The 16,687-nt window shown below is 61.9% G+C and carries 15 protein-coding genes; 12 read left to right on the forward strand and 3 right to left on the reverse strand.

Annotated features, from left to right (window positions below):
• Positions 1–12 precede the first annotated feature (12 nt).
• Positions 13–837, reverse strand: a complete 825-nt coding sequence (locus HRU82_11965; protein ID QOJ35611.1) for an HAD-IIB family hydrolase — start codon at positions 835–837, stop codon at positions 13–15.
• Positions 838–1,087: 250 nt separating this feature from the next.
• Between HRU82_11965 and HRU82_11970 the strand changes: the two genes are divergently transcribed.
• The 12 genes from HRU82_11970 (at position 1,088) to HRU82_12025 (ending at position 14,365) form a co-directional block, all read left to right on the forward strand.
• Complete coding sequence (locus tag HRU82_11970) at positions 1,088–4,645, forward strand: tetratricopeptide repeat protein (GenBank protein QOJ35612.1); 3,558 nt, start codon at positions 1,088–1,090, stop codon at positions 4,643–4,645.
• A 296-nt stretch (positions 4,646–4,941) separates the two neighbouring features.
• Positions 4,942–5,466, forward strand: a complete 525-nt coding sequence (locus tag HRU82_11975; protein QOJ37194.1) for an RNA polymerase sigma factor — start codon at positions 4,942–4,944, stop codon at positions 5,464–5,466.
• Positions 5,463–5,825: a DUF3619 family protein gene (locus tag HRU82_11980; GenBank protein ID QOJ35613.1), complete on the forward strand. Its 363-nt coding sequence runs from the start codon at positions 5,463–5,465 to the stop codon at positions 5,823–5,825. Before HRU82_11975 ends, HRU82_11980 begins: the two co-directional genes overlap by 4 nt.
• Positions 5,788–6,363 (forward strand): DUF3106 domain-containing protein, encoded by a 576-nt coding sequence (locus tag HRU82_11985; GenBank protein ID QOJ35614.1) that lies wholly within the window; start codon positions 5,788–5,790, stop codon positions 6,361–6,363. Before HRU82_11980 ends, HRU82_11985 begins: the two co-directional genes overlap by 38 nt.
• A 90-nt stretch (positions 6,364–6,453) precedes the next feature.
• Positions 6,454–7,137, forward strand: a complete 684-nt coding sequence (locus HRU82_11990; GenBank protein ID QOJ35615.1) for a TIGR00266 family protein — start codon at positions 6,454–6,456, stop codon at positions 7,135–7,137.
• 80 nt (positions 7,138–7,217) lie between these two features.
• Entirely contained in the window at positions 7,218–8,351 is a 1,134-nt protein-coding gene (locus tag HRU82_11995; protein QOJ35616.1) for a M48 family metallopeptidase, read from the forward strand.
• 301 nt (positions 8,352–8,652) lie between these two features.
• Entirely contained in the window at positions 8,653–8,994 is a 342-nt protein-coding gene (locus HRU82_12000) for a protein trl (GenBank protein QOJ35617.1), read from the forward strand.
• 161 nt (positions 8,995–9,155) lie between these two features.
• A complete protein-coding gene (locus tag HRU82_12005) occupies positions 9,156–9,827 on the forward strand; it encodes an outer membrane beta-barrel protein (GenBank protein QOJ35618.1) in 672 nt (223 codons plus the stop codon).
• Between the two features lie 150 nt (positions 9,828–9,977).
• A complete protein-coding gene (locus HRU82_12010; protein ID QOJ35619.1) occupies positions 9,978–10,484 on the forward strand; it encodes a DUF3015 domain-containing protein in 507 nt (168 codons plus the stop codon).
• A 57-nt stretch (positions 10,485–10,541) separates the two neighbouring features.
• Positions 10,542–12,443, forward strand: a complete 1,902-nt coding sequence (locus HRU82_12015; GenBank protein QOJ35620.1) for a DUF4105 domain-containing protein — start codon at positions 10,542–10,544, stop codon at positions 12,441–12,443.
• Between the two features lie 14 nt (positions 12,444–12,457).
• A complete protein-coding gene (locus HRU82_12020) occupies positions 12,458–13,219 on the forward strand; it encodes an alpha/beta hydrolase (GenBank protein QOJ35621.1) in 762 nt (253 codons plus the stop codon).
• A 222-nt stretch (positions 13,220–13,441) separates the two neighbouring features.
• Positions 13,442–14,365: a VacJ family lipoprotein gene (locus HRU82_12025; protein ID QOJ35622.1), complete on the forward strand. Its 924-nt coding sequence runs from the start codon at positions 13,442–13,444 to the stop codon at positions 14,363–14,365.
• A gap of 3 nt (positions 14,366–14,368) precedes the next feature.
• Here HRU82_12025 and HRU82_12030 read toward each other — a convergent pair whose 3' ends face one another.
• Entirely contained in the window at positions 14,369–15,559 is a 1,191-nt protein-coding gene (locus HRU82_12030) for a glycine C-acetyltransferase (protein QOJ35623.1), read from the reverse strand.
• A complete protein-coding gene (gene tdh / locus HRU82_12035; protein ID QOJ35624.1) occupies positions 15,541–16,590 on the reverse strand; it encodes an L-threonine 3-dehydrogenase in 1,050 nt (349 codons plus the stop codon). The genes HRU82_12030 and tdh overlap by 19 nt, the downstream gene beginning before the upstream one ends.
• Positions 16,591–16,687 lie beyond the last annotated feature (97 nt).

Consider the following 16,687-nt stretch of genomic DNA (forward strand, 5'->3'; position numbering starts at 1 on the left):
GTCCGTCGGCCGTTACAGCTCGCGCAACAGCTCCAACAGACTCCGGTTCCATCCGACCGGTCCCACCCCCTCGGCGCGGATGAGAGAGGGCAGGTCCACATCCGGATCATAGGAACGATCGGGTTTCTGTACGAGGATGGGATAGTCCACTGCCTCAAGTAGCGGCAGGTCGTTCAGGCTGTCACCCACTCCGATCGTGACCAACCCCTGCCCTTCCGCCGAGGCACACCCTCGATACTGCCGGATCAGCCTCCTTGCCGCGATTCCCTTATCGTTCGCCCCCATCAAGTGATAGAACCGACCCCCTCTCGTGCAACGAAGTCCCCGTTCCTCAGTTGCCTGCACCAGCCGAGACCAAGGGATTGGGCCGTGGGGGATGAGAAAGGGCTCGTCATATTCCCGCTCCTTCGCCAGAACGGCCTCTGCAGGCGATAGCCCCGTGAGTTGGGCAAACTCCTCCACCGACAGGTCCCCGGCACCCACGAGGCGACACTCAAGTGCCTGCCCGATGGCCGGGAGCGCCTTGCGCAGCACCGGATAGGGCACGCCGATCTCGACGACCTCGTAGGCGCCTCGTCTGGTCGAATGGTCGAGCGGAGCGGGAAAGTACCCTGCCGGACAAAACAGCGCGCCCCCGTTCTCCACGATGAAGGGATGCCGGTTGCCCAAGCGAAGGCGAAGTGGTTCCATTTCCGAGCGGGTCTTGCTTGAGACGAGCACCAGTGCGTCCCCACGGGCGTGGATGGTGGCCAGGGCCTCCTGTGCCGCATCAAAGGAGTAGTGATCGGCATCGAGGAGGCTTCCATCGAGGTCTGTGAAGATGACGAGGCGCGGCATGGATCGGTCCCTGCCGCAGTATACGGATTTCCTCTGTCGGACAACAGGCTCGCCGTCGTCTGGCTCGAATCTGTCTCGCCCCTGATACAGGGCAAACCCTGATAAAGGTCGGGCCCGTTCCTGCCGAAAAGGAAGTACACAAAGTCGGCAGGATTCGATGCATCAGGGGCCGTTGCTCCTGGGCGTCCCTCCATTCTGCTCTGCGATTTGGCCGGAGGGCCTCTGTTTCCACACCTCCAAGGATCAAGCCGTGCGATTCGAGAAAAAATCTCCCCTCAAGTCGGATAAAAAAGTTCCTCCCAAGACGCCGAAAAAGGGCGTGGTCGGCTACAACAAGAAGTCGGCTCTCCTGGAGGACGCCATCACGCAAATGAACGCCGGCAAGTATGGCCGCGCCTCCTCGGTGCTGAAAGAGCTGCTCGCCCTCGATCCCCAGAATGCCGAAGCCCGCCGCCTCTTCGCCACGCTCCATCTGCGCCTGGGGAGCCTTCTGAGCGCCAGGACGGCCTTCGAGGCCTTGGCGCGCGAGGCGATGGAGCGCCAAGACTACTGGCTGGCCGAGTCCCTCTTGCGCGAATACCTCGCTGCCGGCCCGCGGTGCGTCCCCTTTCTCGAAATGTTGGGAAATGTGTATGAGGCGAAGGGCGATGTCATGGCGGCGGTGGCCGAATATGGCAAGGCGGTGGAGGTGTTGCTGGAGGACCCCGACAGCGAGCGACCGACCCATGCCGGCGACCTCTATGAACGGATTCGCTCTCTGGCGGCGGGAAGCCCGGTTGCCTTCCGTCTGGCTGCCATGTTTGACAGTGTGACGGGTCAGGCGTTGCCGCCGACGGCACAGGCTTTGGTTCCGGCGACCGATGCGAATGGAGACATCGCCGTTCAGGCCACGGACAACCAGGCCGATCACGCTGAAGCGGTCCCGCTGGTGGAAGCAACGGAAGACCTGTCTTTGCCTTCTCCGACGGAGCCGGTCGCGGCAGTATTGCCGGAAGAGGCCCTGGCTAAGGTAGACCCCAGCCCTGTTGCGATGGAGTCGATGGGCGCGTCCGCCCAGCTGCCGTCGGCCGACAGCGAGCCGATGGTGGCGGAGCAGCCGATCGATCCGCCGTTCCCGGCTCAAGACTACGTGGAAGACCAGCCGGTCGAGGTTTCCGTGCCCGTGGTCGAAGCAGTCTCAGCGGTGCCTGAGCCTCCCTCCATTCCGGTCGCCGACCTCCCAGATGCGCCGGCGACAGTGCCCGAACCGGCGCAAGAATCGACTGTGGTGCCGTTCACGATCCAGCGCGAACCCAGCCAACAACCGATTGCTACTCCCTCCTCCACTCCGGGTCCCATGCCGTGGGACCAAGTCGAAGAAGCCTCTCCCATGCCGCCGCCACAAGCGGAGAGGACGCCTCCTACCGCAACGGGGGCGGGAGACCAACCTGTTCCTGAGGTGACTTCGTCGGGGCTGACGTGGGATGAGATTCTGGCGGCGGTGGCCGCGATGAAATCGTCGGCTGAGCCCGCACAGCCTGAGATGACCCATGAGTCGGAACCGTCGGCGGTAACTGTCCAGGCATCCGAGGCGGGGCCTGAGCCGGAGTTCAAAATCCTCGAAGGCTCACAAGCGCCGGACAGCGCCTCCTCGGTGGTGGTTCCGGAGCCGGCCGCCGCATCGGTGTCTGTCGAGACCACGGCAGACGGCTTCCGCATTTTGGACGAAGAGGATCGATCCAGGGTCGAAGAGCCTGCAGGACCGATCGTGGAGCCCGCGGCTGAGGCTGTCCCGGAGACAATACCTGAACAATCCTCCGCGGGAGAGCCGGCGGTGTCTCTTGAGTTCATAGAGAGGGTGGAGGCAGAGACGCCCGTGCCGGCTGAACCGGAACCGGAGCCGGAACTCTCGGTCCCGGAGACCCGCGAAACAGAGGCGATGATCCATCTCGAACCTGTGGCCCCCGCCGCCCCCGTCGCTCCGATCGAAACGCCGCTGGAAGTAGAGGAAGAACCGATCGCTATCTCGGTTCCTTCAATTACAGAGGAGAGCATGCCTGCGACGCTCACCCTGGAGCGTTCGACTCAGGAAGTGATTTCGAATGAAATGCCGAGCTCCGCCGAGGCCGAGCCGACGGCATCGAAGCCGGAGTCCGATGCAGGCCTCCACATCCTCTGGGATGCCTACCGATCCGCGCCCCTGCTTGAGCAGACGGAATCCGTGACCAGTGCTCCGCCGCTAGCGGTGGAACAGGCTTCGGCTGAGGTCTCGGAAGCTGCTGTCTCCGCGGAGGCCCCTTCCGGCGAACGGCCTGAGCTTGTCGCGATTTCAGCGACGGATGTCTTGGAAGCCGTGACCGCGCAGCCGGCGAAGCACGGAGCGGGTGCAGCCCGGCGCATCGGTGAAGCGCTCGCTACGGTGGTACGTACCGGTTTCAGCACCACCAGGTCCATGGTCCTGCTCTCGCTGACCCTGGTCGGTTTTGTTGTGGCCGTGACCCTGTGTGGCATCGGTGGGTTGGCAGCCACCTGGTTCTTCCTCGAAGAACAACCGAGCGCAGCCTATCGCGCCATGACGGCGGTGCCTCAGCGGATTTTGCAGGAGCCGCATAAGAATGGCTACTTCCTGCTGCTCGGCTTTGGAGCGGCTTCGTCCCAAGACGCCGTGCAGGCGGGCCTCGATCGACGTGTTGAGGATGCCGACCAGGCCCTGGCGGAGGCCTGTCTCTCGGGGGAGGGGAGCGCGTCGAGCCGGGCCGGCGGATCTGCGAATGGGACCATGACCACGTGGTGGAAAGGGTCTGATCCAGCGGCACAGATGCGGACCGCGGCGGCCGACGTGAAGTCGTGGGCGTCGGCGGCCGATGTGTCTTTGGCGCGGTATCGCCAATGGCTGACTATGCCGTTTGAAGACTGGGGCTACGGGCAGGCCATCAGTCCGAATTGCGGGCTGATCCTCCAGGCCCATCGACTCTATCTGGCGGAAGGATTTGCGCAGGATCCGGACACGGGGCTGGCGAGGTTGGAAACTGATGCCGCGGCTTGGCGTACCGTGTTGGGACATGCCAAGACGCTTCCCGTGAAGTTGTTGGCCAGTGACGCCCTCAATGAGGACCTGGCCGTTGCGAGCGGGTTGCTGTTGAGGCCGGACCTTGAAGATCGTCAGATCAGTCGGCTCGCCAAACTCGCGCGGCCGTTGGAACAGGCCGAGCTGTCGATCCGGTGGCCCATGCAGAGTCGGTTGGTGTTGGCCGCTCAGACGATCGACGAAGAGGTGGCGCAGGACAAGAAGGGCGGGCGTCCGTTGTACGCCTCCATCGCGGCGGCCCTGCCGTTGCCCAAACAACGGCGACTGAACGCCTACGTGGAATACTACGAAGCCGCCGAGAAGGCTGCGGCCGAAGGGCGAGTGGCCGATCTGCCGAAGCCCGCACAGTTTGTGCGAACCTCGCCCTACGGCCTTGCCGACGTCGTGGTGAATCCGATCGAGGGGGTCATCGGGCTGGATCCGCTCCCGACGTGGGATACTTTTGCCGGTCGAATCTGGGAAACGGAAGCGCGGCTGCGCCTGACCTCCTTGCAGGCGTGGCTGCGCCGGACGCCGCCTGAACAGGAGTTGCTCGCCCGATTGGCGAAGGCCGGCCAAGGTCACTACGATCCCTTCACGGGGTTCCCGATGTTGGTCCACCTGAAGAAGGGCCTCCTGTATAGCGTCGGACGTGATCTGAAGGACAACGAGGCTCAGGATCATGCAGACGTGGTCGTGCAGATTCCACGGAGTGCATGGACCGGCGCCAAGCGAGCCGGTGACTCGGCGAAGGGTAAATAGCCAACTCCTCCGGGCCGCCCCGCCTCCTCATCGCTGCGATACATCGTCGGCCCACGGTTCTCGTTGATGCGTCAACCACGAGCCCCTCCGCGCGTTCCATACCCGAGACTGATTCTGGAACCGATGGTGGCGGGAGGGCGGGGCATGGTCATCAGGCGATCGAATGGCCTGGGAGGACGACAGGGATGGATGCGAGGTCGGCGATGAGCGGGTGGCCGTTTCCCATCGCCATGGAAGGACAGCCGGGCAGTCTCTGCCTGGGTGAACGGGTGGAGCCTCTGGATCGAACCCAGGCAATGGACCGCTTCCTGGCGGGAGTCGAGCGCCGAGCCTTCCGCATGGCCCAGCTGGCCACGGGAAATGACGACGAGGCTCTGGACCTCGTGCAGGATGCCATGCTGACCCTCGTGCGTCGGTATCGTCATCGTGACGAGGGAGAATGGGGGCCGCTGTTCCATTGCATTTTGCAGAGCCGGATTCGCGATTGGTATCGTCGAGCCAGGGTGCGCAATCGGTGGCGGGATTTTTTGCATCGCCCTCAGGACGGCGACGATGCCGACGATCCGCTGGATCAGGTTCCTGATCGGGGGGCGGCGCAGCCGGACGAGGAACTCACGCGCAAACGCGCCTGCATGGCGTTGGAGCGTGCCCTGCACAATTTGCCGTTGCGGCAGCAGCAGGCCTTTCTGCTTCGGATTTGGGAGGATCTGGATGTGGCACAAACGGCCAAGGCCATGGGCTGTTCGGAGGGCAGCGTCAAAACCCATTTGTTTCGTGCGCTGCAGGTCTTGAGGCGACACGTGGGAGAACATTGGCCATGAAGGACTGCTCGGATGAAGAGACGGATCGGCTGGCTCGGGCTGCGAAGCAGATGCTCGATCATAGCGCGCAAGACCTCGATCCTTGGACCATTGGGCGGTTGCAACGTGCCAGACTGCAGGCGCTGGACAAGGCGTCGCGTCGACGCCCCTGGTTGGTCTGGGCCTGGGGAACGGCAGCCTTCGCGTCGCTGGTGGCGGTCGTGTCTGTCATGTGGTGGACCTCTTCCGCAGGGTTGCACTCTTCCAACCTGCCTTTGCTGGAAGACTTGGAATTGGTCCGGTCTTCGGAAAATTTGGAGCTGTCGGAGGATCTCGATTTTTATGATTGGCTGGCCGAAGGCCCTCCTACGACCGGATAGCGCGACGAGGTGGCTGCTCGCAAGCGTGCTCTGGGCGGCCACAGGCACGGCCGTCGCTCTGGCCCAGGGAGACCGGGCGGGGGTGCCCTGGAACCAGTTGACCCCCGGAGAGCAGCAACTGCTGCAGCGGTTCAGTGAGACATGGGACCAGTTCCCCCCTCGCAAGCAGGAACGGCTGCGCAGAGGTGCTCAGCAGTGGGGCACGATGACGTCGGAAGAACGCCAGGAGGCCAAGCAGCGGTTCAAACAATGGCGCTCGCTTCCACCGGAGCAGCAGCAACAACTCCGCGAGCGGTACCAACGGTACCGGCAATGGCCGCCCGAGCAGCGGGAATCGGTGCGGAATGCCCGTCAATGGTTCAAGTCCCTGCCGCCCGAAGAGCGTAAGGCGTTGCGAGAGAAGTTCCGGACCATGACACCTGAGGAGCGCAAGGCCTATAAACGGGAACTCCGTCGCCGATATGAAAGTCAAGGTAGTGTGATCGAACCGCACGATCAATCAACTCCGCCCACCGATCATCCCGCCTCCGGCCAGTGAATCGTGTGTGACTCCCTCCGGCTTGACAGGATAGGGGACATTCCACAGAATCGGGCCGATCGCTGTGGCTGAAAAAAGAAGGAGCATGGCATGAAGAGTGAGATCCTCTATCCGGGCGCGTTTCCGATGGTGCGGGTGTATTTGAACGACGGGGAGACGGTGAAGGCGGAATCGGGCGCCATGGTCGCAGCCTCGCCGACGATCGACATCGAGAGCAAGATGGAAGGCGGCTTCTTGGGCGCGCTGTCCCGCAAAATGCTGAGCGGAGAAAAATTTTTCTTCCAAACGCTCAGGGCCGGCCGCGGAGCCGGCGAAGTATTGTTGGCGCCGACGGTGCCGGGCGAGATCGTCGTGCTGGATCTCGACGGCGTCAACGAATATATGGTGCAAAAAGACGGCTTCCTTGCCGGCGCGGAAGGCGTCAAGATCGAAAGCAAGATGCAAAGCTTGACGCGGGGCCTGCTGGGAGGAGAAGGCCTGTTTATTCTAAAGATCAGCGGCCTCGGTCAACTCATCCTGAACAGTTTCGGTGCCATTCACAAAATCGAGTTGAAGCCGGGCGAGGAATACATCGTCGACAACAGCCACTTGGTAGCCTGGAGCTCGACGACGACCTACAACATCGAGAAGGCCTCATCCGGCTGGATTGCCAGTTTGACGTCCGGGGAAGGGCTTGTCTGTCGGTTTCGCGGTCCCGGGGTGGTCTACATTCAAAGCCGGAATCCCGGCAGCTTTGGGGCGTGGATCAGGCAATTCATCCCCGTCTCAGAATAGCGGGGACGCCTCCGGTTTTTCTCGCCTGCGGCGCGTTGGGGGCCGCCGTTTTGAGCGCCCGCTGAGGAAATTCCATACCGATGAATGCCATTGCCAACGCGCTCTGTTTCGGAGAGAGGCTACCGGCATCCGGGGCGCCTTGCCACGTGGCGTTGTCGCCGGAGGGAATCAGCCTGCGTCCGGCGGATGGGGGAGAGGTCATGGAGGAATCCGTGGCCTTTGCCGCCCTATCGGTGGCTGCAGGAGGGTTGGACCATGATCAGCTTGTCTTGTCCTGGGGAAGCGGCCTGTCGGCCCGCACCCTCTATCTGAAAGATCCCGCGTTGATTCTGGCCTTTCGCCGCGCGGCGCCGCCCGAATTGACGGCGCACGTGGAGCAAGCGGCGGCGGAGGTCCGGCGCGCGCGCCATCGGCATCGGACCATCTGGAGTGTGGTGACTGCGGTGATCGTCGGACTCGGCCTGTTCTTCTGGCTCGGGTCGGATGTAGTGGTCGAATGGGCGGTCGCGCGGATTCCCATCGAATGGGAGCAGAAACTCGGTGAGGCGGTCTATCAGGACTTCTTGGCCAAGGAGACGGTAGTCAAACAAGGGCCGGCGCTGGAGGCCGTACAGGAAATCACCCGCCGCCTGACGGACAAGATTCCCAACAACCCCTATCACTTTCAGGTAACAGTCGTCCAAAGCCCGGTCGTGAATGCCTTTGCCTTGCCCGGCGGGTATGTCGTGGTCTTCACGGGGCTGATGCAGAAGGCGGAGAGCGGCGAGGAGGTGGCGGGAGTCTTGAGCCACGAGTTGAACCATGTGTTGCAGCGCCACGCCATGGAACGCATGGTGCAAATGGTGGGATTGGCCGCGGTGGTCAGTATTCTCGTGGGCGACCAGCAAGGGTTGATCGGATTGGCGAGACAGCTCGGTCTTGAACTCGCCACCTTGAAGTTCGGGCGGGAGCAGGAGACGGAGGCGGACCTGACCGGTCTCAAGCTGTTGTCCGAGGCGCGCGTGGCTCCGGAGGGCATGATTACCTTTTTCGAGCGCCTGTCCGAAAAGGATGCGGCCCGCATCGAGCTGTTCTCGACCCATCCCATGAGCGCCGCGCGGGCGGAACGGCTGAAGGCCGAATTGGCCACCTTGCCGAAGCGAAGCCCCGAACCCTTCACGTTCGAGTGGAAGCGAGTCCAAGACTCGCTGGCGAAGAACGATTCCGCGAAATGAGGCAAGCCTGCCGATGCGAATCGGGGCGGGGATCCTGTTGTTCAACCCCGGCTCCGCCGATCCTAAACGGTTTCATCTTCCACGCGCGCTCGGCCTGTTACTACTGAGTTCCGAAACGATTGCGTTCAGGCACATTGAACTGTCCGACCGCGCACCTTCCGGTAGGATGATTGACATTCTTACGTACTCTGAATATAGTGGCGCCATCGTGGACTGTCATGCCTAGGAAATTTCCACAGTTCCTTGTGACAGCGCGGAGCGGTCGTCCATTCAATCTCAACCACAAAGGGAGGATGTCTGTATGAAACGAATGCTGATGTCGTTGGGCATAGTCGCGTTTGCTGCATCACTTTATGGCTGCTCTAGCTACGGTGGGTACACACAACCTGCTGGAATTCATCCCCATGGGTGGATTTTCTCAGAAACCACCTCTGGAAGTATTTTGAATGACAATGGGGCCACTCCTTCGAAGACGGGTAGGTCGTGTGGTACGAGCATCCTGGGTATGGTGGGTACGGGTGATACGACCGTCGAAGCGGCTATGAACAACGGCGGCATCAAGAAGGTTGTATACACTGAGCAGTACATCAAGAACATCTTGGGTCTGTACATTGAAGTGTGCACGATCGCCAAGGGGAACTAGTCGCTGACAGAAGGAGGGTTCTCTTTCTGAACGGGGAAGCGTGGATGGCAGCAATGCCGTCCACGCTTTTTTTGTGCGATTGCCGGCGCGTCATAGGTTTCTGGGGGAAGACCAGGCTATGATTGGCGACGCGGCGTAACGGGATGGAACCTCGTTTACTCATGAATCGACAGGGGGGGGCGCGTCGGGTTGTCGGCAGGCTCGTGATTGCTGTCAGTGCCTTCGTGGGAGTGCAGCTTCAGGGGCCGCTGGCACCCTCGTCGGCAGATGCAACGGACACGACGGATGTCTATCTGAGCCTTTCTCTGGTGAGTGGATTTCCCGATAATGGAGGACTGAATGTGGGGGGACGGGACGCCGCGAAAGTCACGCTGCACGATAGCCTGGGCGGCGGGCTGAAGATAGGAATATTCCCCCAATTCACCCATCGGGTCGTGGGAATTGAGATCGAGTACTTTGGGGCGACCGGCAGGCTGTCAGCCCTGACAACCGGAAGTAATGGGGGTGCCAGCTCGGGGCTGACCGTGACGAGCAGCATGACCAATCTCGTTGTGAGAAAGCCGGGAGGCGCCTTCCATCCCTACATTGGATTCGGAATTGGCTACTCTTCCGGGATTCTCCATGGCGCTGACTTCCCGGGGAGATCGAATAAAGATTTCGATTCGACGGCTGCATTTGCCTATCAAGTGATCGCGGGTCTCCAATACCATGTCAGCGGTCGGACGTTTCTGTTTTCCGAGTACAAGCGGCTGACTACCAATTTTCACTGGAGCGATGTGTCCCTCAATTATCACGCACACTACGTGCTTGCGGGGATTGGCTGGAGCTTTTAGGTGTCGAAGGCATGGGCTGTGGCGGGTGAGCGGCGCGTCGACAAGATTTTCTTTCTCTATGATGAGGCGGGTTCGTTATAATGCCACAGGCGGTGAACTTGTAGCCTGTTTGCAGGAGCCATTTACTTCTTTATTTAAGGAGGAGGACGTATGCTGAAGAAACTCGTCGTTGCGTTGGGCACGGTGGCGGTGATCTCGCAGGCCGGGTTGGCCCTGGCGGCCAATCCTGACACCGGACCTGGCTGCGGGCTAGGCAAACTTGCATGGGCCGATTTTAAGCACCAGAAGAACATCCTGCCGCAGGTGTTGATGGTGACAACTAATGGGACCGGCATGAACACCTTTGCGATTAGTTCGGGGACATCCGGCTGTACGAACGATGGCCAGGTTTGGGCGTCCGAAAGAGCGAACGTGTTTGCCGCGATCAACCTTGAGAATCTGTCGCAGGACATGGCGCAAGGCAAGGGCGAGCACCTGGCGTCCCTCGCTTCGCTCATGGGCATTCCCGACGAGCAGCATGGGGCGTTCTTTGCGCTGACCCAGGAACGCTACAGTACCTTCCTGCAGGAAGGGGAAACCTCGTCGGTCGCCTTGGTGAAGGCCTTGAACGAGGCGGTCGCCAAGAATCCCGTCCTCGCACAAGCCGTCGCTCGCTAACCTCTTTCCGGCAGGGTCCCGGCCATCGACCGGGGCCCTGTTCTTTTTTCTCCCGCTGTGCAGATTCTGTTTTTCCTGTCGGTCGGTCTTCTCTTGGCGGTGCCTGCCGCTGCGGATGACACGATTCCTGCTTATCTCGCGCACCTCCGGCAGCAGGCGCGCGAACTGCGGTTGGCGGAGCAGCGCGAGTGGTACCTGTTGCTGCACTACCGTGCCAACCTGTTCGGCGGATATACGAGCGAACAGGACGACCCCGGCTTCTTCTTGTCTCCCAATGGCAAGACCGATCCGCAGGCGGAACTGGATGCGACGCTGGCCGAGTTCTTTTCCGAGGAACTCGTGGGCCGTTCGAAACAGCCGGCGCAATGTGCCTTCGTCGCGCGCTACACCTGGCTCAAGAGGGAACTCTCTTTCGACGACGCTCGACTGAGGCCGTTCAAGTGTGACCGGTTTGACGCGTGGTTCGCCGGATTCGACGCGGAAGCGGTCACCCTCATCTTCCCCTCCGCCTACATGAATAACCCCGCCTCGATGTTCGGCCATACGTTTCTCCGGATCGATCAGAAGGGCCAGACGCCCCAGACGCGCATCCTGGCCTACACGATCAACTTCGCCGCCGATGTGCCGAAGGACGAGGGCCTGGCCTATCCCGTGCGCGGCATCTTCGGGGGGTACTCGGGATATTTTTCGACGATTCCGTATTACCTGAAGGTGCAGGAGTACCGGGACATCGAAAACCGCGACATCTGGGAATATCGCCTGAATTTCGACGCTGGCCAAATTCGGCGGCTGCTCATGCATGCCTGGGAGTTGGGCAATGCGTCGTTCGACTATTTTTTCTTCAAGGAGAATTGTTCCTATCACCTGCTGGCGTTATTGGAATACGCCGATCCTTCGCTGCATCTCACGGAGCAATTCCGGTTCTGGACAGTCCCGGCGGATACGGTCCGGCTGTTGGCGGGCCAACCGGGTCTGGTCAACGACATCGCCTTCCGTCCCTCGCGGGTCACGTTGATCCGCCGCAAGCGCGAGCGTTTGTCTGCAGCGGAACATCGTGTGGTGAAACGGCTGGTGCGCGATGCCACGGCCGGGCAATCCGAGGAGATCAAGAGTTTGCCGCTGGCGCGCCAAGCCTTCTTGTTGGATGTGGCGTCGGACTATGTCCGATACAAGGGAGATCGCGACGAAGATCACGCGGCGGAATACCGCGCCCACAATCGTCAGCTCCTGACCACCCGCAGCCAATTGCGGATTCCCTCGGAAGATCTGGCCATTCACCCGTTCAGCCTGCAGCCGGAATCGGGCCACCGCACGTCGCGGGCCGGCATGGGTGTCGGCTGGCGCAACGACGACACCTACGAGGAGGTGAGCCTGCGCGCGGCCTATCATGATCTGCTCGACCCCGAACCCGGCTACACGCCCGGCGCACAGATCGAAGTCGGCTCCGTTACCCTGCGCCACTACAATCGGGCGGAGCAGACGAGAATCGAGCGGGCCACGCTGGCCAACATCGTGTCGTTGTCGCCGATGGACAGCCTATTCCGCTCGCCGTCCTGGAAGCTCAACTTGGGCATGCAGACGATCACGCACCGAGGCTGCGAGCTGTGCAGCAATTGGGTGATGAACGGCGGCATCGGGGCTGCGACCGACACCCACTTGCTGCGGCGCGAGGTCTGGTTCCTGTTTGCGGAGGCGGAGGGGAATTACAGCCGCGCCTATGAAGAACGACACCGGGTCGGCGGCGGCGCTTCCGCCGGTTTCTATGCGGACCTCGCGGAGCGTTGGCGGCTGCTGGCGTCAGCCGGGTACCTTCGTTATGCGTTGGGTGACAAATCCGACGACGTACGTTGGTCGGTGGGACAACGGTATACGCTGGCGCAGAATTGGGCGCTTCGGCTGGAGTACCACCATCGCGACCACGACAACGACGTGCTGTTCACCCTGCAGGCGTTTTTCTGATTCGCCGGGATGCCATGAGCTTGCTCGACCAATTTTTCGTGTACCACCCGCACCCCTGGGAGGAGCGCGATTGGGCGGCGCGGAGCGGTCTGCCTTTAGAAGAGGTGTGGTTTCCCGCCGCCGATGGGACGAAGCTGTTCGGCTGGTACGTGGAAGGGGCGGCGACATCCGCCGTGCTCCTCTGGTGCCATGGCAACGCCGGCAACATCATCGATCGGTTGGAGAACCTTGCCATGCTTGCCCGTCTCGGTATCTCCCTGTTCCTCTTCGACTATCGCGGGTATGGGCGCAGTGCGGGGCGGCCTTCGGAGGAGGGGCTGTACCAGGATGCGCTGGGGGCCTACGACTACCTGACACAGACACGGCGGATCAGGCCTGAGCGCGTCGTGCTGTTCGGGCGCTCGCTCGGGGCCGCAGTGGCCGGGGAGCTGGCCGCTCAACGGCCGGCCGGCGGGCTGGTTCTGGAATCCTGTTTTCCGTCCATCGAAGCGGTGGCGCGCCGTCACTACCTGGGATTGCCGGTCCACTGGCTCTTGGGAGCCGCGTTTCGATTGGACGAGCGCTTGCCCCAGCTCTCTCTGCCGAAGTTGTTCGTCCATGGCGACCGTGACGACATTATCCCGCTCGAACTGGGACAGCAGGCCTATGCCGCCGCGAAACCGCCGAAAGAGTTCTACGTGGTGCGCGGTGCCGACCACAATGACGTGCCCTGGGTCGGCGGGAAGGCCTACTTCGCCAAATTGTCCTCCTTCTTCTCGGCGTCGCTCGCCCGCTGAGCAGCGACCTCGTAGCCGCACCTTCTGCGTTTTTTCTGTTCTTGAGGACCTCCCTTGGTAAGATGCACTGCGTAGCACCGGTCACGTCGCCGCCTGCGAACCTGCCATCGCCATCTCTGGCAGGGACTAGGTACATTCTGGTACAGTGCGACCGTTTTGGCTCGGACCGCGGGAGACCGTCGCTCCGTTTCGAAGTGTGGATGGGCCGACGAAGGAGAAAGGGTGCATCGCGCAGCCATGGAAACGAAGATGATAGGCCGGGTGATCTGTGCTCTGGCGCTGTTGCTGGTGGTGGGTTGTGCCGGAGGGCCGACGCGGCCGACTGCGGACCCAACTGCTCGCTCAGGTTCGGGAGTGGAGCCGCGTTCCGTGAACGGACTCGGCGAACCCCTGTTGATCGCAAACGTGCCTTCTTCACCGACGGAGGCGTCGGCGGACGATCCCTTTTACGACCCCTTCGCCAAGAGCGACGAGCCGGAAGGGGGCCTGGAGTACGACCCGTGGGAGCCCTTCAATACCAAAGTGTTTGAGTTCAACAGGCAAGTGGATAAGTGGATTCTGAAACCGGTGGCGCAAGGGTACGACGCCGTGGTGCCCAACCCGGTGCAGATCGGGATCAGCAATTTGTTTTATAACATCCGCTTCCCTTCGCGCTTCATCAATAACCTGGCGCAAGGGAAATTGGCCGGTGCCGGAACTGAAGTGGGTCGGTTTCTGCTCAACAGCACTTTCGGCCTCGCCGGGCTGGTGGATGTGGCGAAGTATCTGGACATCACCACGCCTGAAGAAGATACGGGTCAAACGCTCGGATATTACGGCGTGGGGCCCGGGCCTTACGTGGTGCTGCCGCTGCTGCCGCCCTTCACCGTGCGGGATTTGATCGGATATGTCGGGGATATCGCGCTGAACCCCATCAACTGGATGGTGTTTCCCATCATCGAGGTCGATGGGATCCCCTCCTTGGTGGCCCACCACAATCGCACCACCTCCTCGATCGCGCAAATCGGCGGACGGGTGGAAGAGGTCTTGAACGAGCGTTCGTTGAATCTGGAGAAGTTCCAGGGGGTGGAAGAGGCCACGCTGGACCTCTATACGGCGGTCAAGAATGCCTATATCCAGAAACGGCGGAACGCGATTCGGGACTAAGCTTCAGCGAATCACCTGCAGCTCCCGTCCCACTGTGGCAAAGGCGGCCACGGCCCGTTCGAGTTGCCCCCGGTCGTGCGCCGCGGACAATTGCAGCCTGATGCGTGCCTGCTCTTTCGGCACCACCGGGTAACTGAATCCCACGACATAGATCCCTTGCTGTAACAGGCGATCGGCCATCTGCGTCGCCAGCGTGGCCGCTCCCAACATGACCGGAATGATGGGGTGCTGTCCGGGAACCAGGGTGAATCCGAGTTCGGTCAATCGGGCGCGAAGCCACTGAGCCTGCTCCAGCACGTGTGCGCGGAGGTCGTCGCCATGCGCCACGAGGTCGACGGCCTTGAGGGCCGCCGCCGCAATGACTGGCGGCACGCTGTTCGAGAACAAATAGGGGCGCGAGCGTTGGCGCAATAGGTCGATGAGGGCGCGCCGTCCGCTGGTGAATCCGCCTGCGGCGCCGCCTAAGGCCTTCCCCAGCGTGCTCGTGATGAGGTCCACCCGCTCCGCCACGCCGCAATGGTCCGGCGTGCCGCGTCCCCCTTTGCCCAGCACCCCGGTGGCGTGGCTATCGTCCACCACCACCGCCGCGTCGTACCGGTCGGCCAGATCCGTGATGCGATCCAATTTCGCCAGATCGCCGTCCATGGAGAAGACGCCGTCGGTGACGATCATGCGTACGCGACTCGACGCCGATGCCGCCAGCTGCGCTTCCAATTCCGCCATGTCCGAATGGGCGTACCGCAGTCTAGCCGCTTTGCAGAGGCGGATGCCGTCGATCAGGCTCGCATGGTTCAAGGCATCGCTGATGATGGTATCGCGTTCGTCAAGGAGGGTTTCGAAGAGGCCGCCGTTGGCGTCGAAACAGGAGCTATAGAGGATCGTGTCGTCGGTGCCCAGGAAGGAGCTGAGGGCCCGTTCCAGTTGTGTATGGAGCCGCTGCGTCCCGCAGATGAAGCGGACAGAGGCCATGCCGTAGCCGTAGTCCCTGAGGCCGTCGGCCGCCGCCTGTTTGATCGCTGGATGGTTCGCCAGCCCGAGGTAGTTATTGGCGCAGAGGTTGATGACCTCTCCCTGCGCTGTCCGGATGGTCGTGCCCTGCGGGCTTAGGATCTCTCGTTCCGATTTGAAAAGACCGGCGGCGCGGATTTCCGCCAACTGCTGTTCAACCGCCTGCTTTAAGGACGTGTAGGCCATGGAAAAAGCACCACTTTGCCGCACTGGCCGGACTTGATCAACTCAAATCCTTGAGCGAAGTCTTGCAAGGGAAAGGTGTGGGTGATGACGGGCCGGATATTGAGCCCGGCCTTGAACAGCCCGGCCAGGCGGTACCAGGTGCTGAAGAGCCGACGGCCAGTGATGCCGTGGATGCGAATGCCCTTGAAGATGACCTCGTTGGCGAGGTTGCAGGTAATGGGGCCGGACGGAATACCGAACAGCGTGACGCGCCCCCCGTTTTTGACGGCCCGAAAGGCATGATGCAGAGCCGTGGGATGCCCGGACATTTCGAGGGAGGCGTCGACACCTTCTCCGGCGGTGATTTCGAGGATCTCGGCCGCCACCAGTTCCGGCGAATCGGCCTTTGCGTTCAGTACATGGTCGACACCCACCTGTTTGGCCAGCCCGAGGCGATAGTCGCTCACATCGGTGGCGATGATCGTGGCGGCGCCGGCCGTCCGAGCGACGGCTGCGGCAAACAGGCCGGTGGGGCCGCAGCCCGTAATGAGCACTGTGTGGCCGGTAAGGTCTTCCACGAGCGCGGCGTCCACCGCGTTCCCCAGGGGTTCCTGCACGGAGGCCACTTCCGGTGGAATGTCCGGCGAGGTTTTCCAGAGTACCGTTTCCGGCAGCACGACGTACTCGGCGAACGAGCCATCCAAATCGACGCCCAGAATGCGGTAATTCTTGCAGACGTGAGCTTGTCCGGTTCGGCATTGAAAACAGGCGCCGCAGGTCAAGTGCGACTCCGCCGCGACATAGTCGCCCACGCGCACCAGCGTGACGTCACGGCCGACCTCGACCACTTCGCCGCACATTTCATGGCCGATCGTCCGAGGCGGGCGGAGACGACTGTGCGCCCAGGCGTCCCAGTTATAGATGTGGGCATCGGTCCCGCAGAGCGAGGTGGCTTTGACTCGAATTACCGCATCGGCGGGACCGGGTGTGGGGTCGGGTCGATCGGTGTAGGTGAGGCCCGGTTGAGCCGCGGTTTTGACGAGCGCGCGCATGGGCCCATTATAACAAGACGAACGGAAATGCCCAGTCGAGACGCAAACCTGCTCGCGTGATCGGTGCGCCTCCTTGCCGACGGGTCGGCGCCGCGCG

The sequence above is a fragment of the Nitrospira sp. genome, assembly GCA_015709715.1.
In the GTDB taxonomy this organism is placed as follows: domain Bacteria; phylum Nitrospirota; class Nitrospiria; order Nitrospirales; family Nitrospiraceae; genus Nitrospira_A.